This is a genomic window from Fontibacter flavus (assembly GCF_042432905.1).
In the GTDB taxonomy this organism is placed as follows: domain Bacteria; phylum Bacteroidota; class Bacteroidia; order Cytophagales; family Cyclobacteriaceae; genus Fontibacter; species Fontibacter flavus.
On the sequence record NZ_JBHLWI010000027.1, the window covers coordinates 20,908 to 47,041 of the forward strand.

At 40.2% G+C, this 26,134-nt stretch carries 26 protein-coding genes and 2 tRNA genes; 13 read left to right on the top strand and 15 right to left on the bottom strand.

Features of this window, described 5'->3' with window-relative positions; genetic code table 11:
• Nucleotides 1-53 precede the first annotated feature (53 nt).
• The 8 genes from ACFFIP_RS09345 to ACFFIP_RS09380 all read right to left on the bottom strand — a co-directional run bounded on the left by ACFFIP_RS09345 (nucleotide 54) and on the right by ACFFIP_RS09380 (nucleotide 6,917).
• Complete coding sequence (locus ACFFIP_RS09345; RefSeq protein WP_382387344.1) at nucleotides 54-773, bottom strand: fatty acid desaturase; 720 nt, start codon at nucleotides 771-773, stop codon at nucleotides 54-56.
• Between the two features lie 45 nt (nucleotides 774-818).
• Nucleotides 819-1,664 carry a 4-hydroxy-3-methylbut-2-enyl diphosphate reductase gene (locus ACFFIP_RS09350; protein WP_382387345.1) on the bottom strand — a complete coding sequence of 282 codons (846 nt, stop codon included), beginning with the start codon at nucleotides 1,662-1,664 and terminating at the stop codon, nucleotides 819-821.
• A gap of 128 nt (nucleotides 1,665-1,792) precedes the next feature.
• Entirely contained in the window at nucleotides 1,793-2,635 is an 843-nt protein-coding gene (locus ACFFIP_RS09355) for a phytoene/squalene synthase family protein (protein WP_382387420.1), read from the bottom strand.
• A 21-nt stretch (nucleotides 2,636-2,656) separates the two neighbouring features.
• The gene (gene crtID / locus ACFFIP_RS09360; protein WP_382387346.1) at nucleotides 2,657-4,138 is read right to left on the bottom strand and encodes a bifunctional phytoene desaturase/3,4-desaturase; all 1,482 of its coding nucleotides are present in this window, start codon (nucleotides 4,136-4,138) and stop codon (nucleotides 2,657-2,659) included.
• Nucleotides 4,139-4,146: 8 nt separating this feature from the next.
• On the bottom strand, nucleotides 4,147-4,659 hold the full coding sequence (locus tag ACFFIP_RS09365; protein ID WP_382387347.1) for an RNA polymerase sigma factor: 513 nt from the start codon (nucleotides 4,657-4,659) through the stop codon (nucleotides 4,147-4,149).
• 216 nt (nucleotides 4,660-4,875) lie between these two features.
• On the bottom strand, nucleotides 4,876-5,772 hold the full coding sequence (locus ACFFIP_RS09370) for a MerR family transcriptional regulator (protein WP_382387348.1): 897 nt from the start codon (nucleotides 5,770-5,772) through the stop codon (nucleotides 4,876-4,878).
• Nucleotides 5,772-6,215 (bottom strand): sterol desaturase family protein, encoded by a 444-nt coding sequence (locus ACFFIP_RS09375; protein WP_382387349.1) that lies wholly within the window; start codon nucleotides 6,213-6,215, stop codon nucleotides 5,772-5,774. The genes ACFFIP_RS09370 and ACFFIP_RS09375 overlap by 1 nt, the downstream gene beginning before the upstream one ends.
• 48 nt (nucleotides 6,216-6,263) lie before the next feature.
• Nucleotides 6,264-6,917 (bottom strand): carotenoid biosynthesis protein, encoded by a 654-nt coding sequence (locus tag ACFFIP_RS09380; protein ID WP_382387350.1) that lies wholly within the window; start codon nucleotides 6,915-6,917, stop codon nucleotides 6,264-6,266.
• Between the two features lie 146 nt (nucleotides 6,918-7,063).
• On the opposite strand from ACFFIP_RS09380, the gene ACFFIP_RS09385 reads away from it, so the two are divergent.
• Together ACFFIP_RS09385 and ACFFIP_RS09390 are read left to right on the top strand one after the other, a co-directional pair.
• Complete coding sequence (locus tag ACFFIP_RS09385; RefSeq protein ID WP_382387351.1) at nucleotides 7,064-7,369, top strand: DUF4286 family protein; 306 nt, start codon at nucleotides 7,064-7,066, stop codon at nucleotides 7,367-7,369.
• A gap of 40 nt (nucleotides 7,370-7,409) precedes the next feature.
• Nucleotides 7,410-8,021: a DNA-3-methyladenine glycosylase I gene (locus ACFFIP_RS09390; protein WP_382387352.1), complete on the top strand. Its 612-nt coding sequence runs from the start codon at nucleotides 7,410-7,412 to the stop codon at nucleotides 8,019-8,021.
• Nucleotides 8,022-8,031: 10 nt separating this feature from the next.
• Here ACFFIP_RS09390 and cydB read toward each other — a convergent pair whose 3' ends face one another.
• Both cydB and ACFFIP_RS09400 read right to left on the bottom strand, forming a co-directional pair.
• Entirely contained in the window at nucleotides 8,032-9,108 is a 1,077-nt protein-coding gene (gene cydB, locus ACFFIP_RS09395) for a cytochrome d ubiquinol oxidase subunit II (protein ID WP_382387353.1), read from the bottom strand.
• Nucleotide 9,109: 1 nt separating this feature from the next.
• On the bottom strand, nucleotides 9,110-10,495 hold the full coding sequence (locus tag ACFFIP_RS09400) for a cytochrome ubiquinol oxidase subunit I (RefSeq protein WP_382387354.1): 1,386 nt from the start codon (nucleotides 10,493-10,495) through the stop codon (nucleotides 9,110-9,112).
• Nucleotides 10,496-10,799: 304 nt separating this feature from the next.
• On the opposite strand from ACFFIP_RS09400, the gene ACFFIP_RS09405 reads away from it, so the two are divergent.
• The gene (locus ACFFIP_RS09405) at nucleotides 10,800-11,447 is read left to right on the top strand and encodes a Crp/Fnr family transcriptional regulator (RefSeq protein WP_382387355.1); all 648 of its coding nucleotides are present in this window, start codon (nucleotides 10,800-10,802) and stop codon (nucleotides 11,445-11,447) included.
• A 46-nt stretch (nucleotides 11,448-11,493) separates the two neighbouring features.
• On the opposite strand, the gene ACFFIP_RS09410 is transcribed toward ACFFIP_RS09405, so the two are convergent.
• Both ACFFIP_RS09410 and ACFFIP_RS09415 read right to left on the bottom strand, forming a co-directional pair.
• The gene (locus ACFFIP_RS09410; RefSeq protein WP_382387356.1) at nucleotides 11,494-12,141 is read right to left on the bottom strand and encodes a peroxiredoxin; all 648 of its coding nucleotides are present in this window, start codon (nucleotides 12,139-12,141) and stop codon (nucleotides 11,494-11,496) included.
• A 352-nt stretch (nucleotides 12,142-12,493) separates the two neighbouring features.
• Nucleotides 12,494-13,237: a hypothetical protein gene (locus ACFFIP_RS09415; RefSeq protein WP_382387357.1), complete on the bottom strand. Its 744-nt coding sequence runs from the start codon at nucleotides 13,235-13,237 to the stop codon at nucleotides 12,494-12,496.
• A gap of 51 nt (nucleotides 13,238-13,288) precedes the next feature.
• Between ACFFIP_RS09415 and ACFFIP_RS09420 the strand changes: the two genes are divergently transcribed.
• The gene (locus ACFFIP_RS09420) at nucleotides 13,289-13,621 is read left to right on the top strand and encodes a Rieske (2Fe-2S) protein (RefSeq protein ID WP_382387358.1); all 333 of its coding nucleotides are present in this window, start codon (nucleotides 13,289-13,291) and stop codon (nucleotides 13,619-13,621) included.
• On the opposite strand, the gene ACFFIP_RS09425 is transcribed toward ACFFIP_RS09420, so the two are convergent.
• The gene (locus tag ACFFIP_RS09425) at nucleotides 13,613-13,948 is read right to left on the bottom strand and encodes a tRNA-binding protein (protein WP_382387359.1); all 336 of its coding nucleotides are present in this window, start codon (nucleotides 13,946-13,948) and stop codon (nucleotides 13,613-13,615) included. The genes ACFFIP_RS09420 and ACFFIP_RS09425 overlap by 9 nt on opposite strands.
• Nucleotides 13,949-14,022: 74 nt before the next feature.
• On the opposite strand from ACFFIP_RS09425, the gene ACFFIP_RS09430 reads away from it, so the two are divergent.
• Entirely contained in the window at nucleotides 14,023-14,391 is a 369-nt protein-coding gene (locus tag ACFFIP_RS09430) for a hypothetical protein (protein WP_382387360.1), read from the top strand.
• Nucleotides 14,392-14,475: 84 nt separating this feature from the next.
• Here the strand turns inward: ACFFIP_RS09430 and ACFFIP_RS09435 are convergent, their stop codons facing one another.
• Nucleotides 14,476-15,027 carry an RNA methyltransferase gene (locus tag ACFFIP_RS09435; RefSeq protein ID WP_382387361.1) on the bottom strand — a complete coding sequence of 184 codons (552 nt, stop codon included), beginning with the start codon at nucleotides 15,025-15,027 and terminating at the stop codon, nucleotides 14,476-14,478.
• An 86-nt stretch (nucleotides 15,028-15,113) separates the two neighbouring features.
• On the opposite strand from ACFFIP_RS09435, the gene mutS reads away from it, so the two are divergent.
• From mutS to ACFFIP_RS09475, 8 genes are all read left to right on the top strand, one after another.
• The gene (mutS, locus tag ACFFIP_RS09440) at nucleotides 15,114-17,726 is read left to right on the top strand and encodes a DNA mismatch repair protein MutS (RefSeq protein WP_382387362.1); all 2,613 of its coding nucleotides are present in this window, start codon (nucleotides 15,114-15,116) and stop codon (nucleotides 17,724-17,726) included.
• A gap of 65 nt (nucleotides 17,727-17,791) precedes the next feature.
• The gene (locus tag ACFFIP_RS09445) at nucleotides 17,792-18,592 is read left to right on the top strand and encodes a LuxR C-terminal-related transcriptional regulator (protein ID WP_382387363.1); all 801 of its coding nucleotides are present in this window, start codon (nucleotides 17,792-17,794) and stop codon (nucleotides 18,590-18,592) included.
• A gap of 148 nt (nucleotides 18,593-18,740) precedes the next feature.
• Nucleotides 18,741-18,813 (top strand) — tRNA-Gly (locus tag ACFFIP_RS09450).
• 66 nt (nucleotides 18,814-18,879) lie between these two features.
• Nucleotides 18,880-18,963: transfer RNA gene (locus tag ACFFIP_RS09455), tRNA-Leu, on the top strand.
• A 47-nt stretch (nucleotides 18,964-19,010) separates the two neighbouring features.
• Complete coding sequence (locus tag ACFFIP_RS09460) at nucleotides 19,011-19,148, top strand: GIY-YIG nuclease family protein (protein ID WP_382387364.1); 138 nt, start codon at nucleotides 19,011-19,013, stop codon at nucleotides 19,146-19,148.
• A 163-nt stretch (nucleotides 19,149-19,311) separates the two neighbouring features.
• Nucleotides 19,312-19,866, top strand: a complete 555-nt coding sequence (locus ACFFIP_RS09465) for a gluconate 2-dehydrogenase subunit 3 family protein (RefSeq protein ID WP_382387365.1) — start codon at nucleotides 19,312-19,314, stop codon at nucleotides 19,864-19,866.
• Complete coding sequence (locus tag ACFFIP_RS09470) at nucleotides 19,859-21,562, top strand: GMC oxidoreductase (protein WP_382387366.1); 1,704 nt, start codon at nucleotides 19,859-19,861, stop codon at nucleotides 21,560-21,562. Before ACFFIP_RS09465 ends, ACFFIP_RS09470 begins: the two co-directional genes overlap by 8 nt.
• Nucleotides 21,563-21,753: 191 nt before the next feature.
• Nucleotides 21,754-24,174, top strand: a complete 2,421-nt coding sequence (locus ACFFIP_RS09475) for a hypothetical protein (RefSeq protein ID WP_382387367.1) — start codon at nucleotides 21,754-21,756, stop codon at nucleotides 24,172-24,174.
• 24 nt (nucleotides 24,175-24,198) lie between these two features.
• Here the strand turns inward: ACFFIP_RS09475 and ACFFIP_RS09480 are convergent, their stop codons facing one another.
• Nucleotides 24,199-26,133: a hypothetical protein gene (locus tag ACFFIP_RS09480; RefSeq protein ID WP_382387368.1), complete on the bottom strand. Its 1,935-nt coding sequence runs from the start codon at nucleotides 26,131-26,133 to the stop codon at nucleotides 24,199-24,201.
• Nucleotide 26,134: the final 1 nt, after the last annotated feature.

The following is a 26,134-nucleotide window of genomic DNA, read 5'->3' on the forward strand; positions in this document are numbered from 1 at the left end:
AGAATACTGTAACAATCCAAAATCGATCTGAAATGTTTCAAAAATTGGATAATTTATTTATAAAAGTTCATCTTTCTTTCCTTTTCATATAAATCCTTCACTTTCCAAAGTCTCCACCAAGGAGTACCAGGCGAATCATGATGCTCGTAATGATATCCAAAAAAGTAACAGGAAAGGAATGACCAAATATGGTTCCTTCTTTGAGAGCGTGAGTGATGCTTGTTGTCTGACTCTCCCCTATGTGGCAAAAATGTCCCAAAATAGAACAATTGTAGCGTAGACAACACAGCAGGCAGCATCCAAAAGATGATCAGGTTTTCAACGGGAAGAAATAATTTCAAGACATTGAAAGTAATGGCCATCAGCAGAATTTGCCAAATAGATACGTATTGTTTAATAAAACTGAAATACCACAAGAAAAAGTTACCCGATGGATGATAATCAGGATCCTCATCCGTAGCCACATGACGGTGATGTTCATGATGCTTTGGAAACAATTTCCAATAGAAATTATAAGAAAAAAGTAGGGCTGCTATCCATCCGATTCCATGATTGATTTTCTTGTTGCTTGATACAATACCATGCATGGCATCATGGGCGGTAATAAAAAGCCCAGTGTAAAGATGCATTTGAAGCAATACCGCTACATAGGTGAGCGGGTTAGACCAGCTAAAATCCCAATGAAGTAGCAACAAGAGGGAAGTTAACCAAAGCGCAATAATACCTAGGCCGATAAATATCCCTTTGGGATCTAAAGGTTCAGTATTTTTCAAGGTTTTAGCCACAAAACAAAATTAAGCAAATACGGTGCTTATTTATCAAAAGGAATGTATTTTATGCTTTACTTCTTCCATCAACCACATAGGGGTAGAAGTGGCCCCGCAAATTCCCACGGTCTCTTCCGGATTGAACCATTCTTTCATTACCTGATCAGGATTGGACACAAAATAGGTATTGGGATTCCGTTCTTTACAGACATTGTACAAAACCTTTCCATTGGATGATTTGGTACCGCTCACAAAAACGATTTTATCAAATTTATCCGCAAAATCCCTCAATTCCTTGTCTCTATTGGAAACCTGACGGCAAATGGTATCATTGGTATTTACCGTGATGCCGTTTTCCTTCAAAATGTTATTAATTTCGTAAAATTTATCCGTACTCTTTGTCGTCTGACTGTATAAGGTGATGTTTTTGGGAAGACTAGGAAGATCGAGTTCACTGATATCCTGAAAGACAACCGCCTTATTATTGGTCTGACCCAACAAACCTATTACCTCCGCATGACCATGTTTACCATAGATGTAGATTGTCTCATCTTTATCAAAAGAATTCTTGATCCTGTTCTGTAGTTTTAAAACAACAGGACAGCTTGCGTCTATAAGGGTAAGATTATTGTTGATGGCCAGTTCGTAAGTTGATGGCGGTTCCCCATGCGCTCTGATCAAAACCTTCTCATTCTGCAGGTTTTTCAAATTGTCATGGTCAATGATCCTTAAGCCTTTTTTGGTCAGGCGATTTACTTCTTCATCATTGTGCACAATATCTCCCAAACAATACAGATAACCCTGCTCGTCCAGTATTTCTTCTGCCATTTCAATAGCATAGACCACTCCGAAACAAAAGCCGGAGTGTTGGTCGATATATACTTTCAGGTTCATCATATGCTATTAACTATTGACTATTAGAATTGTTTTGCGCTTAAATTTCTTTCAATTTTTTTACTGAGGATAAATGCTTACCAATAGAGCTGCCCACCTAACGTGTTGATAAATAGGTAGAAAGACCAAGTTTAATTAAAGCCCAGTTTCATCCCGAAATAGGTACCCAACAATAAGGAAATCTTTTTGGTATTGGGTATTCTGATTCTTTGATGAGTAATTGTCTCTGGCGATAGGTCTTTAATTTTATCAAATAGCTTTTGATAATACAAATAGGCTACTTTCACTCCCAGCTTTGCCCCTTTGGGAAGCCTCCTGATTCCGTCCAATGCCTCATCAAAATCTTTTTGGATATCCTCTTCAATCAATTGCTTGACCGATTTGTCAAAAGCATTGAAATCCACACCAGGGAAATACACTCTACCTCTTTCTTCAAAATCGCTTTTGATATCCCTAAGGAAATTGACTTTTTGGAATGCTGCACCGAGTTTACAGGCTGGCTCTTTTAGACTATCATACATCTGCTGATCCCCTTCAACGAATACTTTGAGGCACATCAGCCCCACTACCTCAGCTGAACCATAGATATATTCATGGTACCTGGAATCATTGTACGTCTTGAAGTCAAGGTCCATCTCCATACTTCTTAGAAAAGCTTCTATGAGGTCTAGATCGATATGGTATTGATTGACAATCAATTGAAAGGCGTGTAGAACAGGATTTAAACTTATCCTTTTTTCAATTGCCTCATAGGTATCCTTTTTGAAAAGCGCCAATAAGCTCTTTTTATCCTTATCATGAAAGGTGTCTACGATTTCATCCGCATAGCGGACAAAACCATAAATCGCATAAATGGGCAAATGAAACTTTTTATCCAGGGTTTTAATCCCTAAAGTAAAACTCGTACTATAGCGTTGAGTTATCAACTTGCTGCACTCAAAGGTGGTCTGATCAAAAAGCGATTTCGCATCCATACCCATAATATACAAATTAATCTACAAATTGTTTTCTTTCATAACTTCCCTGGCCACAACATGACCTGAAATTATGGTGGGTGGAACTCCCGGCCCTGGAACAGTCAATTGACCTGTATAGTAGAGATTCTTCACTTTTTTACTTTTCAGAGAAGGCTTCAGAATAGCTGTTTGGAACAAGGTATTCGCCAAGCCGTAGGCATTTCCTTTGAAAGCATTATAATCGGCTTTGAAGTCAGAGTGTGCATAAGACCTTTTGTAGATGATATGACTTCTGATCTCCTGACCGGTCAATTTTTCCAACCTATCCATGACTATATTGAAATATTTTTCTCTGATTTCCTCCCCATCTTCCAAATCAGGAGCCAATGGAATCAAAATGACCAAATTCTCTTTTCCTTCAGGAGCAACTGAAGGATCTGTCTTGGAGGCAGCAGATAAATAGAATAGTGGCCTTTCAGGCCATCTTGGATTTTTATAAATGGCATCAGCATGTGGTCCCATCTGCTCATCAAAGAACAGCACATGGTGGGTGAGGTTGTCCAATTTCTTGTCCACACCAATATAAAACAACAGGGATGAAGGGGCCATTACCCTTTTGTCCCAATATTTCTCATCGTAATTCCTGTACTCAGGCGCCAAAAGCTTACTATCAACATGATGGTAGTCTGCACCTGCTACTACAACGTCTGCTTCAATATTCTCTCCAGATTTTAAGACAACACTTTTTGCCTGACCATTTTGAACATTGATTTTTGATACATCTGCCCCAAGTCTTATATCCACACCTTTTTCCTCAGCCAATTTGACCATACCTTTGATGATTTCGTGCATACCGCCCATAGGATACCAAGTACCCAAAGCAATATCGGCATAATTCATCAAGCTGTACAATGCCGGTATATTATCAGCTGTTTCACCTAAGAATATGACAGGGAATTCCATCAAGCGGATGATGTTCTCATCCTTGAAAAATTTCCGCACATGTTTCGCCATGGATTGAAACACATCCATTCGGATAATATCTGCCAGTAATTTTGGATTGGTAAATTCAAAGAGAGACCTACTAGGTCTGTATACTAGATCCTGAATACCAACTTTATATTTATAAGCAGCCTGATCGAGAAATTCATCCAACTTTGGACCTATTCCTGGCTCCATGCTTTCCAAAAGTGCCCTGAACTCCCCAAGATTTGCGGGTATTTCCACAAATTGGTCTTGTCCAAAGACAACAGTATAAGAAGGATCAAGCCTGATCAAATCATAATAGTCAGATGGCTTTTTGCCAAAATGGCCAAAATATGATTCAAACACATCTGGCATCCAATACCAGCTTGGCCCCATATCAAAAACAAAACCCTCGGCTTCGAACTTTCGGGCTCTCCCGCCGGGGGTTGTGTTTTTTTCTAAAATTGTAACCTGATATCCCAAATGGGCAAGGTGGGTAGCAGCTGATAAGCCGGCAAATCCAGCTCCTAATACAACTACATGTTTATTGGGCATATTCAATATTAGTTTTTATGTTGGTACATGTGCAGATCATCCTTCAAAAGCTTCCTAGCAATATGTATCCTATTTTTTACAGTTCCTATTGGAATATTCAATTTATCAGCGATTTCATGGTATTTAAAACCCCTGAAGTGCATCATGAAAGGTGTTTTGTAAACATCTTCAAGATTTGCTATTGCAACCTGAATGTCCTCCATGGCAAAATCACCGTAGGCGCCATTTTCAACCAACACATCCCCTGAATTCAGATAGTGAAGGTTATCAGTAGTGTCTACAAAAGTACCTCTTCTTACCATTCTCTGATAATTGGTAATGAAGGTGTTTTTCATAATTGTATATAACCACGCCTTCAGATTAGTACCTTCGGTAAATTTCTCCCGATTGGTGAATGCCTTGACCATCGTATCTTGTAATAGGTCATTGGCATCATCCATGTCTCTGGTCAACTTAAGAGCAAAAGGCTTCAAAGAACTTGAAAGCTTATTCAAAGAGTAACTAAATTCTAGAGTTGTCATGGCGTTTTCTTTTTTGTTTAATCAAATGTAGTAATCATTAAACAAATAGCAAGCATTCTGTCTAATTATTTTTTCATTTTCTTAAACAAAATTAAGATTCCATATCCAATTTACCTCAAATATCTCCTAATAAAGCTGAAAAGAAGGTTTTTTGGCACAAAAAAAGGTGAGAATTCAAATTCCCACCTTGTTTAATTTTTAATATGAATCGTAAAACTATTTTTCTTGAAGCACAGGACTGATTTCCTCCAGATAATCTTTGATTTGTCTGATGTAATGCATGGCTTTTACATTGGAGGGGAATTCAAGGTCCTGACCTACAATTTGATAACCGGAAACGATGATCTGGGAATTGTTGAATCTTCTTGACAAAGAATTGATGTAATTCTGAACTTCTTCAGGGCCTGGAGAAGTCGTAATAATCGTCATCAGATATTCTGGTTTGTGCAGCTTATACACTTCAAGAAGATCATCATTGGGGGTATTCTGACCCAAATAGATCACCCTATGTCCTTTTGCTTTGATCAGGAAGGCTGCAAAAAGCAGGGAAATCTCATGCAACTCACCTGCCGGCAAGTATAACAGAAATTTCTTTCCGCCTCCTCTATACATCTGTCCATCTATCGCCACAATGAGCTTTTGTCTAACCAGATTGCTGATAAAATGCTCCTGAGCCGGATTGATCGCACCCGTTTGCCACAAAACTCCTATTTTGGACATGAAGGGATAAATGATATTCATCATGGTCTGTTCAAAACCAATCTTGAGAATATTGGTGGACAAGACCTTATCAAACCTTTCCTCATCCATTTCGATCATACAGATCGTCAAAGCATGGATCTGATCATCATGGGTCAGGCTTTTTTCAGTCATTTTGACTACTTGCTCGCGCATCTCCTCACTGGACATGCTGGCAATTTTACTGATTTTGATACCATTGTCATTGAGAAGGGCAACATTCAATATCAGTTTAAGGTCCTCATCATCATAGTACCGTATGTTGGTATCTGTCCGCTTTGGTGACAGCAGACTATACCGCTGTTCCCATATTCTCAGGGTATGGGCTTTAATGCCCGACAGCTGCTCTAGATCTTTGATAGAATACGTACTCACTATGTTTGTTTTTTAAAGAATTTCCTAGGTACAACAAACAGGCCAAACGACACTGCATCATTTTTTTTATTGGTGGCATGATGGGCCTGATGGGCCCTAAATATGCCTAACAGAATTCCGTTTTTAGGTCTTTCAAACCACTTCAGCCTTCTGTGAACCAATACATCATGGATAAAGAAATAGAGCATGCCATAAAAACTGATGCCCACTCCCATCCAAAATCTGTAATCCAATGTATCCACCCCCAAAAATATCAGCAGTACAGCGATACTTCCGAACAACAATGAAAACAGATCGTTGAGCTCGAAGAAATGTTTGGAGGGCTGATGATGGGTCTTATGGATATTCCACAAGGGCCCATGCATGATATATTTGTGGATAAACCATCCCGATATTTCCATCACCACAAATCCTACAATTATAAATAACACTGCATACATCATATGGCTAACTCTTTAAAGACTAGATTGTTTTACTAACAAGAGATGATTTTATAGAATTAAATTCAAAATGGCAAAAAATGCCACCATATTGATCAATAAATGGAGTGATAACTTGTTGTCTTTTTGAAATTGCATTTTTCGGTAAATCATCTGTATGATAAAGGCTGTTCCCAACCACCCCAAATAGTTGGATAAAGGAATAATGCCACCTTCCCAAGTCCAAAAATCCAGGGCAACCGCTACAGGTTCAATTAAAAAATCAACCCCGACCATCACCAATGCACCAAATAAAGAAGCTAATAAATCATTGGAAACGTTTTTTTGAAACAGATGCCCGGTCAAGTAAACCAAAATCAGCCAGTTGACTCCTATCATCAAAGGAACTTCAAAAAACTTTATCCCCAGCACAGGGCCATAGCTGTAGTTTCCAAAAGGAAAGCCTGTATGTACCCCCGTAACTTCTGAACCATATCCAATGATAAATGCTAAAATGGCAAATATGATAAAGTCTTTGTTCCAATCATGATGGAACAACAACATAACTCCCAAGCCTGTCAACAGATGAAAAGGCGTCAAAAACTGAAAATAAGGCCTTACGCTTGGAATCGCCATTCCTATGATACCCACCAAGTAAAGAACTGTTATGATAAATTTGAAGAGGGAAGATTTATTCTCCTGAATTTCTTGAATTATGGTTTTCACAGATTTATCGTTGATTTTAATCCAATGGAGTAAAGGAATTACCACATAAATTGGGGAATCTGCTCCAATCACAGATTGTTTAACAACATACCCGTATATTTGTTGGCAAATTGAATGCAACATTACTAAATATAAATCGAAGTCTTATGCTATTGTACAATGTAACGGTCAATATAGAAAAGGATGCTGAAGAAGAATGGGTCATCTGGATGAAAGAAACACATATTCCGGATGTACTGAACACCGGCATGTTTGTTGAAAACAGGTTCTACAAAATCCTTCATGATGCCGAAGACGGAACTGTGAATTATTCTGTCCAATACTTTGCTGAGGACATGGAAAAAATCATGGAATATCAAAGAACCTTTGCACATAAGTTACAGCATGATGTGAAAGAAAAATTTGGTGAAAAATTCGTAGCCTTCAGAACCTTGTTGGAAACGGTAAAATAAAATCAAAAATACCCAAAATCAGACTTTTGCATCAGACTCCATGGCCACATCTTCTGAAACCCAAGTTCATGACAAATTCCGCTGCCCATGGTGCATGGGGTTCAAAGAATACATGCATTACCATGACGAAGAATGGGGGGTACCTGTTTTTGATGATCAAAAGCAATTTGAGTTTTTGGTACTGGAAAGTGCACAAGCAGGGTTGAGCTGGTCCACCATACTCAAAAAGAGAGAGGGTTATCGCCAGGCTTTTGCTGACTTTGATTACCGAATTGTCGCAGACATGCCGGAAGGGTATGTGCAGGAATTACTTCAGAATGCAGGTATTATCCGCAACGAACTGAAAATAAGGGCCGCCATCAACAATGCCAGAAGATTTATGGAAATCCAGGCCTCTTCTGGCAGTTTTAGCCATTACATCTGGGATTTCGTTGACGGCAAACCTGTTCAGAATGAATGGAAGTCACTTTCCGAGATTCCAGCCACCACAGCTATTTCAGACCGTTTGGCCAAAGACCTTAAGAAAAAGGGCTTTAAATTTTTAGGCAGCACGACGCTGTACGCCCATATGCAGGCTACCGGCCTGGTCAATGACCATATGGTAGAATGTTGGCGATATGAAGAGGTACGAAATTTGGGTTTGAGCCTATAGTTCATTCCTGTTAATAGCTCATTTCATCGATTTTCACTTTTCCTTTATAAGTCCAGTAGATAATCGTAGTATAGGAAACCACAAAAGGAAGTCCAAATGCCGCCAAAATGGCCATTGTCCTGAGCGTATACTGGGAAGATGCAGCATTATAAATATCCAGGTTGAAGACTGGATCAAGATTGGATATCATCATATTTGGAAATATGCCCAATGCAAATAGCATCACCACCGCAGCAATCATGCTTGCGGAAGAAATGAAAGTCCATCCATAATTTCCCTTGTGCAAGGTTCTTGGAATATTTGCTATAGCAAGGATATTCAGCAGGACAACAGTCCAGGCAAAAACCGATATCAATGTTTCGTGCTCTTCAACCAAGGCATGCTTATTCCCAGGAAGGTCTATCAACCCAAATGAAAAATTGGCAATCATCTCAGGTTTAAGGTATAAGGTAAGTCCCGAAAAACCCAGATAAAGGGGTACAAATACCCAATAAGCCACTTTGATCCATTTTTGTACCTGGAGTTGAAGATCTCCTTCAGTTTTCATATTAAGGTAAATAGAGCCATGCAAGGCAAACATACTGACCGCAAATACACCCGCTAATAGGGCATAAGGTTTCAACAAATCAAATACATTACCCTGAAATTCCATGTCTGAGCCAATAGCAAAACCCATGACCACATTGCCAATGGCAACACCAAATAAGAAAGCTGCCAAGATGGATCCAAAAGAAAATCCCTTGTCCCAGAAACTTCTCCAAGCGGTACTCTTCTCCTTGCTTCTGAATTCAATCGAAACTGCCCTGAATATCAATGCGATCAATAACATCATAAAAGGCAGATAGAATCCGGAAAATGCAGTGGCATATACATTGGGAAAAGCTGCAAATAAAGCACCACCCGCAGTAATCAGCCACACTTCATTACCGTCCCATACAGGGCCTATGGCATTCATAAGAATTCTCCGGTTGTAATCACCTTTTGAAAATAAATGGACTATACCCACTCCCAAATCAAACCCATCCAAAATGGCGTATCCAATCAATAGGATACCTACCAAAACATACCAAATAATATTGTAATCCATATCAATGCGGTTTAATAATGTCCATTTTATCAGCTCTTTTTTTGAATCCTGCTTCGTATGCTTGTACACTTTCAGGACCATGCTTGATTTCCCTATCCAAAACATAAAGCCAAACGAAGAACAAAAGGGTATATACAATCATAAACATGACGAGAGAAATTGCCACTTCCTCTGTGGTAATGGACTTCGAGACCCCTTCACTTGTCCTCAAGAGTCCCTGCACAATCCATGGCTGCCGGCCTCTCTCAGCAGATACCCATCCCAGTTGGTTGGCGATCACAGGCAAAGCCACTGCCGGCAAATACAGTTTCAAAAGCCAGGTGGTTTGGAACAATTTACCCTTCCACAGCATGAACAAGGTAAAAAGGGTCAAACCTATAAAGAGCATACCCAAAGCAACCATCAAATGGTAGCTTTGAAAGACGCCATTGACAGGGGGCCAATCCTCCTTGGGCCATTCTTCCAATCCTTTAACTTCTCCTAGTGTATCTCCATGGACTAAAAAACTCAACATACCCGGGATAGCAATACCGGTGGTTTGCCTTGTTTCCGGATCAGTCCAACCAAACAGGTACAAGGGGGCATTTGTTTGGGTTTCGTAAAGACCTTCAAATGCCGCTAATTTGGCCGATTGGTACGCCTCCACTACTTTGGCATGTGTATGTCCTATTAGTGGTTGGGCCAGTGAACCCAGTGCAGCTACGACCAGTGCAATGGAGAAGGAAATCTTCGCAAACTCAAGATGCTTCTTTTTCAACAGGTAATAAGCCGCGACACTCATCACCAAAAATGCCCCTTGGATAAAGGCTCCTACAATGACATGGGAGAATCTCACCATAGCCGAAGGGTTGAATACCATCTCCCAAAAATCTGTAATGACCGCCCTTCGGATTCCGAAATCCTCCACTATCTCATAAGCCACAGGCGTCTGTTGCCAGCTATTGGCCACTACTATCCAAAAACCAGAAAGAATTGAGCCAACTGCCACCATAATTGTTGCAAAAAGGTGCATGCCCGGTTTTACCCTATTCCAACCAAAGAGCAAAATGGCCAAAAAGCCGGACTCCAAAAAGAAGGCAAAGATCCCTTCAGCTGCCAATGGAGAGCCGAAAACATCTCCGACAAACCTAGAGTATGTGGACCAATTGGTGCCAAATTCAAATTCCATCACAATTCCTGAAGCGACCCCCACAGCAAAATTGGCTGCAAAAATCTTGATCCAAAACCTGGTGATTTTCTCATAGATCTCTTTTTTAGTGATGAGATAAAGAGATTCAAATATGACCAAAAGCAGTCCCATCCCTATGCTAAAGGGTGGGAAGATATAATGGAACATGATGGTGAATGCGAATTGGATCCGCGACAGGGTTTCTACATCCCAATTCATAAGTACTCTTCTTTAGAAGTTTTTCGATAAAGAAGAAAAGCAGTCACAATAAAGATTATGCCTGCAATAATTTTTAGTATTTTGGGTGTATGAAAATCCAGAATATATTCAGGCAAAAAAGGTAATTTGACTATTATCTTGTAAAACAGCATCAGCGTCAAACCGGTAAGAAAAAGCCATTGAACTGGATTTTTAACCATTTTTCTTGGAGTCTGGAACTTTAATTTAGATTTAATTAGTTAAAATTACGCATTACGTATTAAGAAAACGTGACCTACATCACCTTTTTAACAATGAAAACGCTATGATGGGAGCCAAAGGGGAAATCGGAAATTACCTAAAAGAACATTTCCCGGATTTTGAATCAGCATTGGTCGAAGAAATAAAAAATGAGGGTGAACTCATTTTATTTCCCGCAGATGAACTGATCATGGATATAGGACAAAAAGTGGAACAGATTCCACTCATTGTCAATGGTATCGTAAAAGTCTTTCGGGAAGATGAAGATGACCACGAAATATTTTTATACTACTTACATCCTGGAGAAGCCTGTGCGATCACTTTGATCTGCTCTGCCAGAGAAGGGTATTCAAAAATCAAGGCCATACCTGTAGAAGATACTACAGCGATAGTCCTCAATATCAGCAAACTGGATGAATGGATGCCAAAATATAAATCCTGGTACTATTTTGTCATGGACAGTTATCAAGACAGATTTGAGGAATTGCTCAAAGTAGTCGATGCTGTGGCATTTAGACAGATGGACCAACGGTTGATTGAATACCTCAATAAGACTGCAAAAGCCAACAAATCACGTATCATCAATGAAACTCAAAGCCAAATAGCCTTGGAACTCAACTCCAGTAGGGAAGTCATTGGAAGATTGCTCAAAAAGCTGGAACAACAGGGAAAAGTGAAAGTAAGCAGAAATCAAATAGCGCTTCTGAAATAAAAAATGGGACAAGTCAAACTTGCCCCATTCTCACTTTTTGATCTTTTTAAAGATCTTTTTTAGCTAAATAGAAATCAACCATTTCGTAGTCACTGGCTTCTCTCTCCTGCATTTCGGCAACAGTTTTTGGTGGCGGTACAATCACTTTCTCTCCAGGAGTCCAGTTCAGAGGCATGGCCACTTTGTACTTATCGGCAGTCTGCAACGCAATCAATACCCTCTTGATCTCATCCATATTTCTACCCACATTCAAAGGATAGTACATGATCAATCTGATTTTACCGTTAGGATCGATGAAAAACACCGCCCTTACGGCTGCTGTTTCACTTTCTCCTGGTTGTAACATGCCGTATAGTTTAGACACTTTCATGTCAATATCAGCCACAATAGGGAATTCGAACAACACCCCTGTATTTTTCTTGACGTTGTTCACCCAAGCGATATGGGAGTGGATAGAGTCAATGCTTAGTCCTACCAATTTAGTACCGTGATCATCGAAGAATTTTTGATCCAAAGCAAAACCGCTCATCTCTGTGGTACAAACTGGAGTAAAGTCAGCTGGGTGAGAGAATAAAATGGTCCAACTTCCCTTTATGTATTCTAAAAACTGCATTGGTCCTGTTGTTGTCATCGCTTTGAAATCGGGAGCCTGATCCCCAATTCTTGGCATTGTGATTATTTCTTGTTCGTTCATGATATGTTAATTTTATGGTTTTTTATTTGTTTTGATAATACAAATTACGGCAGAATCCCATAGACGTTATGAGACCTGAGTCACTATAGAGTTTTATTTTCAATAGAAAATATCTATCCCCTGTTTATTCTGTCAAATATCTAAATTTAAAAAATCAGGCTTTTTACATTAAACCTTTCAAGACCTAAAACCCCTTCACAAAACCAACAAAAAAACCAACAACCCTTTAACAGATCATTGGTTCTTTTAAAATATTTAATATTAAAGTTCGGAGATTCGAATTCGAAGCTTGGACTTTGAATTTTTGGGCTTTGTTATTGGAAATTGGTTATTTGAAATTAATAATAATTCATTATTTCACCGGCTTATAAGCATCCTTATACCTGCTCCATATTTCATAAATCGGATTCCCGGTAGAGCTCATCCCGCTGTGATGCCATTCTCTGTCAATCACTTCAAAATCAAAGCCCAAACTGGCTCCGACCCTGGAATCATCCCTGGAAAAAAACTCAATACTTTCTACATATTTGCCGTTTTCAGCCGAATAGGTTCCCCCACCTGTACCCATAAACTGTTTAGTCTCGGAATTGAAAGCTATCCATTGGAAACGGCCTCCTGTTAAAATTTTCACTGTTCTTCGGGCTCCTGGCGTGCTTCGGCTCAGTTCCCCATCAGATTTCCTTCCGGTAAATACCCAGTTGGCAGTTAGGGCATCTTTTCTTTCCCCTATTTTCTCCCAAATTTCCACTAATGTCTGACCATTAATTTCGGCAGAAATCACTATTTTGTTATCAGCCATATCCAGATTAAAAGTAGTGGTATTGCCTACGTATTCTGGATTCAACGTAAAGAAATCCAAGGTTTCTGCATACTTGTTGCCTTCCAGCGTAAACTCTCCCCCTCCGGCACCGATAAATTTATTGGTTCCTATCTCTTTGGCTCCAAAAGCAAAGTATCCATCCTGATACAGTTTGACATATTCTTTATCTGTCACAGGTTGACCATTTTGATGGGTCATTTTCCAAGCCCCTTCTATTTGCTGTGCGTACAGTAAACCAGTCAAAAACAGCAAAGGCAGTAAGAATATTTTTTTCATGTTTCGATTTTTTTAGGTTTATATGGCTAATTTACAACAATAACTATGCTAATGAAAACCTTTATACTCGGACGGACAAAAGAAGAGGTACAAAGGCTGATTCCTGAAAAACAAATCAAAACCGTCAAATTGGGAGAAGCAAGAATCTGCGTAAGCAGGGACGGGGAAGACTATTTTGCTTTTGAATCTCACTGCCCTCATAGAAAAGCCGACCTAAGCCGTGGTTTCCTCAACGGCATTCAGGAAATTGTATGTCCTTTACACGAATACAGGTTCAACCTCAAAACAGGACAGGTGAGCAATGCACAATGCCCTGACCTCACTTTGTACAAAACAGAACTAACAGAGGAAGGCCTCAAGATTACCGTTCCCGTTTCAATGTAACCTGACCCCATTCGGCACCGGTTTATCAGTAGAAGCTAATACTATATTACCCATTTTATCACTAAAACCAGTCACCAGAACCTCAGACATAAAATCTGCTATTTGTTTTGGTTCAAAATTACAAACACAAATCACCTGCTTGCCAATCAACTCTTCAGGCATATAAAGATGCGTAATCTGTGCAGAAGACTTCTTTATGCCCAATTCTCCCAAATCCACCCAAAGTTTATAGGCAGGTTTTCGGGCCTTTTCAAAATTCTCTGCCTTGATAATTGTCCCAATACGAATGTCTATTCTTTGAAAATCACTAAAGTCAATCGTTTGCATTGAAAATTAATTTTATTATTTTTACAGACCTAACTGCCAATCGGTAGTTAAAACTACTCAAACCTCTTTCAAAAATGACACTGACGAACAATATTTCTTCCGAAGTTGCCAAGATTCTTACGCTAAGTGTAGGTTTCTGTCTTTTTTTGAATTTTACTTCCTTTGCACAAGGTGAGCGTGACAGAAACGATATGCCTAAAAACACAGATACCATGGGACAATTCGAAAGTCCGGAATCTGCAGCAATGGAAATGAAGAATGAAAATTATTTTAGGAACACCACCACTGTAAAAAATAACCCAACCCCTATCAACAACAATCAGGTAAAAAAAGATAACCCTATTTACAAACAGGGAGGAGAAAAAGACACCAAGAAAGAGGGAATGTCTACTTTATCCTTTAATCTCTTCCTTTATATTGTGGATAAATTCAAAGAGGATTAAATGCAAATACCAATAAATCCAAAATGAAAAGAGAGACTATTAAGTCTCTTTTTTTTATTCTATCTATTGGCATTTGTCAATTTTCTATGATTGATGATTTTTTTTCAAAACTCCCATTTTTACTGAAAAATCCCAGATAGCAATCCCCATGGTAACAGAAATGTTCAAAGAATGCTTGGTTCCCAATTGGGGTATTTCTATAACCACATCACTCTCCTGAATCGCTTCCGGCTCAACCCCAAAAACTTCATTTCCAAATACCAATGCGTATTTCCCATACACATCCGGTTGAAATTCATCCAACTTCACACTTTTGTCCACCTGCTCAAAAGCACAAATAGTATAGCCTTGGGATTTGAGTGCCTTCAAGGCATCCGAAGTACTGGGAAAGTACTCCCAAGCAACAGATTCGGTGGCCCCAAGCGCAGTCTTTTGTATTTCCCTATGCGGAGGACATCCCGTAATACCGCAAAGACAGATTTTCTCTACCAAAAAAGCATCCGAAGTTCGGAAAGCAGAGCCCACATTATTGAGGCTCCTGACATTGTCCAACACGATGACCAAAGGTGATTTTTTAGCTTCCTTAAACTCTTCCACCGACTTCCGGTTGAGTTCTTCCATACTTAATTTTTTCATGCGGTTTTGATTCGCCTTTGATATATTTTAATTTCAAGCTTTCAATAATTTTCAAAATTAGCACAAAGATTTAATTCAGGGACATTATGGCCAAAGTGAAGGATAAGGAAGTCAAAGAAACCCCCTTGATGAAACAATATAATGCCATTAAGGCAAAGCACCCTGGAGCATTGTTGCTCTTCAGGGTGGGGGATTTTTATGAGACTTTTGGTGAAGACGCCATTAAGGCCAGCAAAGTCCTGGATATCGTGCTCACCAAAAGAGCAAATGGTGCAGCATCCCATATAGAACTGGCCGGATTTCCCCATCATTCACTGGACAGCTACCTGCCCAAATTGGTAAGAGCAGGAAACCGAGTTGCCATCTGTGACCAATTGGAAGACCCCAAGGAAGTAAAGGGTATTGTAAAACGAGGAGTGACAGAACTGGTCACGCCAGGCCTTTCCTTCAATGACAATGTCCTGGACAAAAGGAGAAACAACTACCTTGCTTCCATCTATTTCGGAAAAGATATTTTGGGGATAGCCTTTCTCGATCTCTCCACGGGTGAATTTATGGCTGCTGAAGGCAGTCAGGGATATATTGAAAAGTTGTTGCAAAGCTTCAACCCTTCAGAAGTCATCTATTCAAAGACAGCCCGATCCAGAGCACAGGAAATCCTTAAAGACCAGTACACCACTTTCCATTGTGAAGATTGGGTGTACCAATATGACTATACTTACGAAAAACTCACCCATCACTTTGCTACCGCAAACCTAAAAGGATTTGGTATCGAAACCCTTGAGCATGGCATCATCGCGGCTGGTGCGATCTTATATTACCTGGAAGAAACAGAACATAAAGAAGTCAAACATATCGCCTCCATTTCCAGAATAGCAGAGGAAAAATATGTATGGCTGGATAAATTTACCATCCGAAACCTCGAACTCGTCTATCCCCAACAGGATGGAGGTATCCCTCTTATCAATATCCTAGACCATACGGTCACTCCTATGGGTTCAAGAATGCTCAAAAAATGGATGGTGCTTCCTTTAAAAGAAAGAGAGCCGATCGAGGAGCGGCTCAAAGTAGTCGAGTATCTTTATGATGATAGTGATTTGGGAGAAACTATTCTTTCTCACCTGAAGCATATCGGTGATCTGGAAAGACTCATTTCGAAGGTAGCTGTAGGCAGAATCAATCCAAGGGAGATGAACCAGCTGAAAAAAGCACTTAAAAGTACCTTGCCGATCAAGGAATTGATGAAGTCTTCTCAGAGTGATTCTTTGAAAAAACTTTCGGATCAGATCAATCCATGTGAATTTCTTTTGGAGAAAATTGAAAAGGAACTTCAGGAAGATGCGCCCATGCTTGTCCATCAGGGCAATATCATCAAAGATGGTGTTGATGCTGAGCTGGATGAGTACCGCGGTCTGGCTAACAGTGGAAAAGACTACCTGGTCGCCTTACAGCAGAGAGAAACCCAGAGAACCGGCATTTCTTCTCTAAAAGTAGCCTTTAACAAGGTATTTGGCTACTATTTGGAAGTAACCAACGCCCATAAGGATAAAGTGCCGGAGGAATGGATCAGGAAACAGACCCTCGTCAATGCAGAACGGTATATCACGCCTGAACTCAAAGAGTATGAGGAAAAAATCCTGAATGCAGAAGAGCGTATGATAGGAATAGAACAAAAATACTTCCTAGCCCTCGTCCAAGACGCTTCCGAATATGTGACACATATCCAACAGAATGCAAGGATATTAGCAACAGTGGACTGCCTGCTTTCCTTTGCCGGAGTAGCCAAAGCCAATCAATATTGCAAGCCCAAAATTTCAGATACAGACACCCTCGAAATCAAGGACGGCAGACATCCGGTGATTGAAAAGCAGTTGCCGGTAGGAGAAGAATACGTGCCCAACGATATTTATCTTGACAACGACAACCAACAGATCATCATCATCACCGGGCCCAATATGGCCGGTAAATCAGCATTGTTGAGACAGACAGCGCTTATTGTTCTGATGGCCCAAATGGGCTGTTTCGTCCCTGCCTCTTATGCCCGTATCGGTATTATAGATAAGGTCTTCACCCGTGTGGGCGCTTCGGATAACCTCTCCAAAGGTGAATCAACCTTTATGGTGGAAATGACCGAAACTGCCAGTATCCTGAACAACCTCTCGGATAGAAGCTTAGTCTTGATGGATGAAATCGGCAGGGGAACCTCTACTTATGACGGGATTTCCATTGCTTGGTCTATTGTGGAATTTCTGCATAATCACCCAAAATTTAGAGCAAAGACCCTTTTTGCCACCCATTACCATGAACTCAATCAGCTTGCGGATGATTTCCCAAAAATCAAAAACTTCAACGTTTCGGTGAAAGAGGTGGGTAATAAGGTCATCTTCATGCGCAAACTGAAAGAAGGGGGAAGCGAACACAGTTTTGGAATCCACGTAGCCCAAATGGCCGGTATGCCAAATCCGATAGTATTAAGGGCTTCAGAAATCATGCGGCACCTTGAAAAAGACAAGGAAATGAATGCTTCCAAAGAAAGCCTGAAGGAAATGCCCAAAAACAATTATCAGCTGAGCCTTTTTGATCTTGATCCCAAGTTCAAAGAAACACAGGAAATGATCGCCAAAATAGATATCAACACCATTTCACCGATTGAAGCACTGATCAAACTCAATGAAATAAAAAAGAAGCTTGAAGGATAATTCCCGCATTCTTTTTAGATTGCAATAAAGCTTTTTTAAGACAGACGAGCAAATAACTTTGATATATGAATAAACGCCTGTTGAAAGACCTTCGAAAAGAACAGAAGATTTCAGAATATTTCACTTATTGGAAAAACAGGGAATTTGTATCCTATCCAGGCGAAAAGGAACTGATTGAGGATTTGAAAAGAATGAGCCAAAACCTCGCCATGAAAGAAGGCATTGTATTGGGCTGTTTCGATTATCGGGATTTAAGTTTGGCCTTCTTTACAGAAAACATAGAGGATATTACGGGTTACTCTCCCGAATTTCTCAAAACCAACGGCATGGCAGGAGTCGTTTCTGCTTTGCATCCAGCCGATGCACAGGAACATGTCATTTTCAATAATTTGGTGTTGGAAGCATTCAACAATGCCAGTTTAACTGAAAAAAATACCTTCGAACTTTCATATACCCTCCGGTGGTTACACAAGCATACAAAGGAAGAGATATGGTTTTTCACCAAAGCAAAACCCTATCTGATAGATCCCAAAGGCAATTTTGTGTTGGATTTACATATCGCTTTTCAAATCACCAACAGTGAGCCCTTACGTAACTATGATTGGAACTTTTCATATATCAAGGATGATGGCACCAAGATGCATTTCAAAAAAGATGGCACTAAAACCAATGAAATTGGACTCACCAAAAAAGAGCTGGAAATTGCCAAATTGATCAAGCAGGGTTACAAATCAAAAGAGATAGCGGATCATTTACATATTGCACTCAATACCGTCTTTACCCACCGAAAAAGAATGCTGAAAAAGCTGAATGCCAAAAACACAGCTGAAATGCTGAAAATTTTAAACTCATACAAAGTGGAATAAGTAATTGATTCTCAGTTTTGAGAATCAAATTTAAAAAAAGTAGTGAAAAAAAATTTCAATCTGGCTTTTGCAATTTTAGAAAACTGATATACCTTTGCACACACAAATGACGGAGACAGATGGTCAAAGTCTAAAAATAACGACAAAAGCGAGAGTAGCTCAGTTGGTAGAGCACAACCTTGCCAAGGTTGGGGTCGCGAGTTCGAATCTCGTCTCTCGCTCAAAAAGGCCCTTGAAAAAAGGGCTTTGTTGTTTAAGTCAATTTCTAAACTCTAGAGATAGAGTAAGCCGGGATGGTGGAACTGGTAGACACGCAAGACTTAAAATCTTGTGGCCATTAGGCCGTGCGGGTTCGATTCCCGCTCCTGGTACTTAAGAGCCTCGTAGCAATACGGGGCTTTTTTGGTTATATTGAAATATGTTTTTTGTCTACGCTATATCCAGTACTGTAAGAAAATACATCTATGTTGGTCTTACCTCTGACATTGATGAAAGATTTCACAGACATAACTCAGGATATGAAAAAACAACAAAACCTTTTTTAAATGAGACCTAAGGCTATTATTCCATTTTCACAAATCATTTATCTATATCAACTAAAATAGTTGAAAAATGATTTTCTCAAAAATTTAAAACCATCCTTGTCAATCCCTTATGAAATTTGACTAAAACGTTTTACCTTATTTGCCATTTCAAACCAAAACCCTAATAACCAGACCATGAAAAGAAGAGATGCCCTCAGGAATCTTGCCCTCATCACAGGAGGCTTGGTATTGGTGCCTTCCTGCGATTTCTCAAAGGAAGACATTCTCAGTGCCTACAAAAACCTTGACATAACACCCTCCTTAAAACAACTCTTAGCGGAGATTACCGATACCATCATCCCATCTGGAAACTTGAAAGGAGCTGCTGACCTTGAAGTGCATGACTTTATCCTCGTGATGGTCAATGACTGCATAGATGATGATGGACAAAAAGCATTCATGAAAGGCTTACAGGGCTTTGAAGCCTTCAGCAAAAAGACTGCAGGAAATGCCTTTTCTAAACTTTCATCTTCCGAAAAAGAAAAATTGATCCTTGATGGCCTAGCCTCGGAAGCGGAAGATCAAAAAGACACCAAAACCTTTCTGGGGATGTCCAAGCGGTTTACCGTTCAGGGCTTTATGATGTCCGAATACATCCAAACAGAGGTGAAACCATATTCCCTGATCCCTGGGGATTATCAGGGAGAAGTACTGATTGCTGACCTTAAAACCGGCAAAATCAATGGCTAATCTGAATATAGACGCAGTTAAAGAAAGAACTTTCCAGGCCATCGTCATCGGCTCAGGACTGAGCGGCAGCTGGGCGGCAAAAGAACTTTGTGAACATGGGGTCAAAACTCTTGTAATCGAAAGGGGGCGTGATGTCAAACACATCAAAGACTACCCCACCACCAATATGCTGCCCTATGAATTTGAACATAGGGGACAGATTCCTTTGGAGGTGCAAAAAGAAAACCCAGTGGTCAGCCGCTGCTATGCCTTCAGAGAAGATGCTGCTCATTTCTTTGTCAAGGATAAGGAACATCCTTATGTGCAGGAAAAGCCCTTTGACTGGATCCGTGGCTATCAGGTAGGAGGTAAATCCCTACTTTGGGCAAGACAGGTCCAAAGACTTTCAGATTTTGATTTTGAAGGTCCGGCAAGGGATGGTTTTGCCGTAGATTGGCCTATCAGATATAAAGACCTGGCTCCTTGGTATAGCCATGTGGAAAAGTTTGCAGGGGTATCGGGAAACAAAGATGGCCTGCCGCACCTTCCGGACGGAGAATTCCTACCTGGCTATCCTTTGAATGTGGTGGAAAAGTATTTCCAAACCCAACTGAAGCAACACTATGGAGACTCCAGACACATGATTTTGGCGAGATGTGCCCATATCAACGGAAATTTTGACTACTATGCACAGCAAGGGAGGGCAAAATGCCAAAGCAGAAACCTCTGCCAGAGAGGCTGTCCTTTTGGCGGCTATTTCTCTGCCAATTCCTCCACGCTTCCATGGGCCGAAAAAACCGGCAATATGACCATGCGTACTGATGCTGTGGTCCATTCTATTATCTATGACGAATCCAAAGGCAAGGCCACTGGAGTACGGGTGGTAGATGCCCATACCAAAGAAATGGAGGAATATTATGCCGACGTGATATTTGTCAATGCAGCTGCCCTAAATACCAACCTGGTCCTCTTGAATTCAACTTCCAGCCGCTTCCCCAATGGCCTTGGCAATGACAATGGCTTGCTGGGCAAATATGTGGCATTCCATAATTACAGAGCGGGTGTTTCTGCAGAATATCACGGACATCTGGAATATACCACCCAAGGAGGTAGACCGACTTCCGGTTACTTCCCGAGGTTTAGAAATGTTTTCAAACAAGAAACGGACTTCTTGCGAGGCTATGCTGCAGGTTTCTCCGCAAGTAGAGGAAGCTATTCCGATCAAAACAGCATAGGTATGGACCTCAAAGAAAGTTTACTTAATCCTGATCAATACGGACCATGGAGAGTGGGATCCCACATGATGGGAGAAACCATCCCGAAAGAAAGTAATTATGTCGCTTTGGATCCAAACGAAAAAGATGAATGGGGAATGCCATTGCTCAGGGTAAATGTGGATTATGATGACAACGATGAGAAAATGATCAAGGATTATCTGGAGCAAATGACAGAAATGTTCGAAAAGGCAGGCTTTACCAATATCCAAACCCGAGATGACCACCGTGCTCCAGGTCTGGATATTCATGAAATGGGTGGAGTGCGTATGGGCAGAGATCCAAAAACTTCCTTGCTCAACGCCAATCATCAATTGCATGCCGTACCAAATGTGTATGTCACCGATGGGGCAAGCATGACTTCCACCGCTACCCAAAACCCATCCTTGACCTATATGGCCTTTGCGGCAAGAGCGGCGCATCATGCGATGAAAAACCTGTGATAAAAAACAATCCTTTTTTTAAAAGCCTGATGGGAAAGATACCCGTCAGGCTTTTTATTTTATAATTTGCCGATCACACATTCATAATATCCAACTTACTTTATGGTTTTCCGTTAATTGAATTTGAGGAAATAAAAATTTGTTTTTTCACTTTATTCAATTCAATAGTTTGAAATTTTAATAGGTATCATATGAAAAAATTCTTTTGGATTGCTCTCCTACTGATCATGATTGCTTTTTCAGCCCAAGCCCAAAATAATTATGGGGAAATCGTCAATACTTTCAACAAAGCTTTCCCTTATGAAAAAATATTCCTCCACACAGACAAGCCTTACTATTTTCAAAGTGACACCATTTGGTTCAAGGCCTATGTCTCCACTCCAGAAGAAGATTTCAGGCAATCTCCCACGCCTTCTGTTCCTTTGTATGTAGAATTGATCAAACCAAGTGTCAATCCCTATGCTTCTAGGATGATCATCAAATTAAAAGAAGGAAAAGGTCAGGGAGATATTGTTTTGCCCCGGGACCTGAATCCCGGCATCTATCAGTTAAGGGCCTATACTTCCCATTCCTTAAATTTTGGCAGACAGGCAATTTTCGAGAAAGATATTATCATTTCGGAATTTGGCAAAAAGGGAATGCGCCAAGTCAATGAAAATGATTTCAGCATATCCCTTCACCCGGAAGGGGGAATCGCTGTGGCAGGGTACAACCAAAAATTTGCCATTCGGTCATTGGATAACAATGGGAACGGAATTCCGATCAAGGGGTATATTTCTACAGCAATGGGTGATACTGTCACGAGTTTCAGTACAGACCAAACCGGCCTTGGAAGTCTTGAATTTACACCTTTACCGGATAAAAAATACCAAGTTCAAACTATCAACAAACAAGGTACCTCAAAGTCATTCCAAATTCCCAGTTTTGCCTCCAATGGGTACAGCCTTAAAATCGACCCATTTGCAAAAAAAGACAGCCTTCAAATAGAGGTCCTCCGTGTCGGAATGGAATATGATACTTCAGCCAAACTACACATCATCCAGAATGGGTATGCCCAAGAAGAAATCGAACTTGAATTCAAGGAGAATTCAACCTTCCTCGAGATTTCGAATCAGGAATTACGCCCAGGCTTAGCTGTCTTCAAATTAGTGCTAAATGAAGATGAGCCAGTAGCAGAACGGTTGGTATATATAAATGGTAAAAAAGAAGTTGATGTAAGAATTTCCCCTTTAAAAATGACCTATCTTCCCAAAGAAAAGGCTGATCTTGAAATAACAATTGTAGATGATTTTGGCAATCCTGTTCAGGGAGAATTTTCCATTTCGATTACTGATGCCAAGCAGGTTATCCCTTCAAAAGATCCAGTAAATATTGAATCTTTTTTAAATCTTAAATCTGAATTGTCGGGAGAAACACCTGCTCAATATTCCACTTTTCTTCAGGACCCAAAAAAATTGGACAATGTATTAATGACCCAATCCTGGAGAAGCTTTTTGCCTGATTTGGAAATTTTGAACAGGGAGAAACCCGTTTATGTGTTCGAAACAGGATTAAATATAGCTGGAGAAGTAGCTGACAACTCTTGGAAAGGTGCCAGAGACCTACGGCTTCTATTGATTGATAAAGACGGTTATCCTGAAATTCATGAAGGCCATACGGATAATGATGGAAGGTTCGTTTTTCTAGGAATGGATTTTACAGATTCTGTTGGAGTTTATGTACAGTCATTTGAATTAAAATCGAGGAAAAATAAAAACTCCAGAGAAATTAAATCAGGAAAAATACAGATTCACCAATTGGATATTCCGTCAATTCCACTGCGGGAAAAGTTGGAGGAAATTGTTTGGGTAGATCTTTTGGAAAATGACCCCTATCTCCAAGATGTGAAAATGGTCAATGACATAATCCGCAAATCCTTTTTAATGAATGAATTCGAATTGGAGGAGTTTGTAGTAAAGGGCAGAAGGGCATATAGACAGGATCCAAGAACAATTGGCTACAATGACAATCCTGATATCCGGCTGAGAATACCTGAAGAGACCTATAATTACCTAAACATCTTTGAGCTTTTAACAGCTAGGGCGACAAGAAGGGGAGTTTCATTTAGTCCTTACAACAATTATTTCATTGATGGAAATTTTGCAAATTATCAAATGGTCAGTAACATGAGGGTTTCCGATATTGAATTTGTAGACATCCTATTGGGAAGAAGACCAAATCAAATGAATATTGCCGGACGTACATCCTATAATATTCTGACCAAAAACGGTAATCCCAATTTTGATTGGTCATCTGTTGAAGTAGCAGGTACCCGTGGTTTCATGGTTCAGGGCTATGCACCTACGAGGGAATTTTATATACCACCTGACAAACAGGATATCAACAGCCCAATTGCGATGGATTACCGTTCTACCATTTTCTGGAATCCAGTCATCAGGACAAATGACTATGGCCGGGCATTGGTATCATTCCCTTTAAGTGAAGGGGCTACCACCGTTCATGTGGATGTACAGGGAATCAGTGAAAAGGGACTGCCTTTTCATGGAACATTCGAGTTTAAAGTTCAAGGACAACATTCAGAACTGTCTCTCAATCCTGAATTAGAAAATTGATGCTAATTGGGATAGCATTGCGCATTAATTGACCCTTAAACTTTTTTGGAACCTTTGGTAATTTCCCTTTTCAAAAGTCCAAAAATCCAAGACCAATGATCCGGGATAATCCAAGTAAGGTATGGCTGTCTTTGCCCTTCCTCTGTAAAACCTGATTTTTGGATCAAAAAACTGAGGTTTTGACAAATGAACCTGATGCCTGTCAAACCTAGCTGGGGCCATTTGGTCAGGAAGTTTGCGGGACACATTGACATCTTTCAAAATATAGCGGTCTTTGGCAATGTTGTTCTTGAGCGCAAAATCGTTGTTTTTGGTGAAGAATGCCAATAAACCATCTCCTACGGGATCCCCTAAATTAGTTTGGTAAATGGTATTGCGTTCATAAAAGACTTCTACCCTGTCTATACTGTTCAAAGGAATACTGAACAGTTCGTCCAAACTTTTGATTTCATAGAAATCTACCAAAATCAAAGGTCTTTTTTTGAAGTTATGCTTTTCATTGGTAATGTCCAGAATCCTGATTTCCTGCTCTTTGGAACCCTTTATTTTCTTAAATCTTGCCTGAACGACAATTTCCTTTATAAAATTTTCCAGATCATTGAACGCTACATAATCCCCTATTCTGTATGTGATATCTGAGGTAAATGGTGACTGTAAACCAGAGACCTGATCCGCAAAATCAAAGTGCTCATGATAGATTTTCCTGTTGACCTCAAGCTCAGAAAAAAGTTGATCCACAGGAAAAGTAAAATTTTCCTGATGCTTCAATTCCGGAAATTTTTCAGCCAATACAATAGACCAAGGACGGTAAACCAGTAGTGGCACATACTCTGTCTCAATCTCTTTTTTGGCTCCTGATGAAATAGCATAAGCCAAATTGAATTTCCTAGAAGGATCTTCAAGATTCGACCAATTAGGGTCTTCAAGAATCTGAATCAGGTTTTCCGCTTGCTGAGGTTCTGGAATTTTGACCCAGAGCAGACCATTGACCGCAGAGGCAAATCCTGATAGATTGATAGAGGTGCCTTTACCAAGCTCCAAAGAATTGGGGCTACTGATATTTCCCTGAGGCGAAGATGGATTAGAAAACCTATAGGTCCATATCACTTCTCCCGATCGGTCGAGTACGGTAATAAAAAAATGAGGATAAGCTTCATAGCGTTCCTTGCTCAGACTGATTTCCTCTTGAGTATTTTCGATTTTCAGCTCATCCAATATTTGCCAATCAGTATGAGTGATCACCTTGGCCCATCTGGCCTCCTTTCCAACGGCCTGAAGTTTCATCTCCTTTGGATCCAACAAAAATTCAGAAGGCTCCAGCCATACCTGCTGCCCTTGATAAAGCACTTGTAGCTTTTGGCTTAATTCCACTTGGGTGTAAAAAACAGACATGCCCGGCACTTCCTCAAAAAGGGCCACACTTTTGCCTGTTTCGTCCTGTATCTCTATTGGCTCTGCCTTATCGCCTGTATGAAATAACATCAAGGTTCCCTTTTCAAATGGCGGAACATGAGTAAATATCTTAGGGGATGATTCAGCCTGAACCGCCTTTGGATTGTGTACCAAGATCTGTTTTTTGGCAAAAGGAAAATGGTCAAACCCTGTCATCCATTTTGTATAGGCATAGAGGGTATAAACACCGCTCAATCCGTCCTCAGGTAAAATAAAATCACCATAAGCCATACGGTCCTGATCCAAAAGCAGCTTTTCTTGGTGAACCAGGCTACCTTCAGGTCCATAAATTTCAAAGTAGGCCAGCTTACTGAACTTATAATCATCATGATTGCTCAGCAACTGTATGGCAAACCAAAGCCTGTCCCCTGCCAACAATAAATCCTGATTGGTACTGATCAGAAAATTCTCCAGAGGAACATTTTCTCCAGAATTGGTTTTAAAGGCCTTCAATTCAGAAATCCCCAAACAAAAAGAAATCAGAGAAATAATGAGTGTATGTTTCATG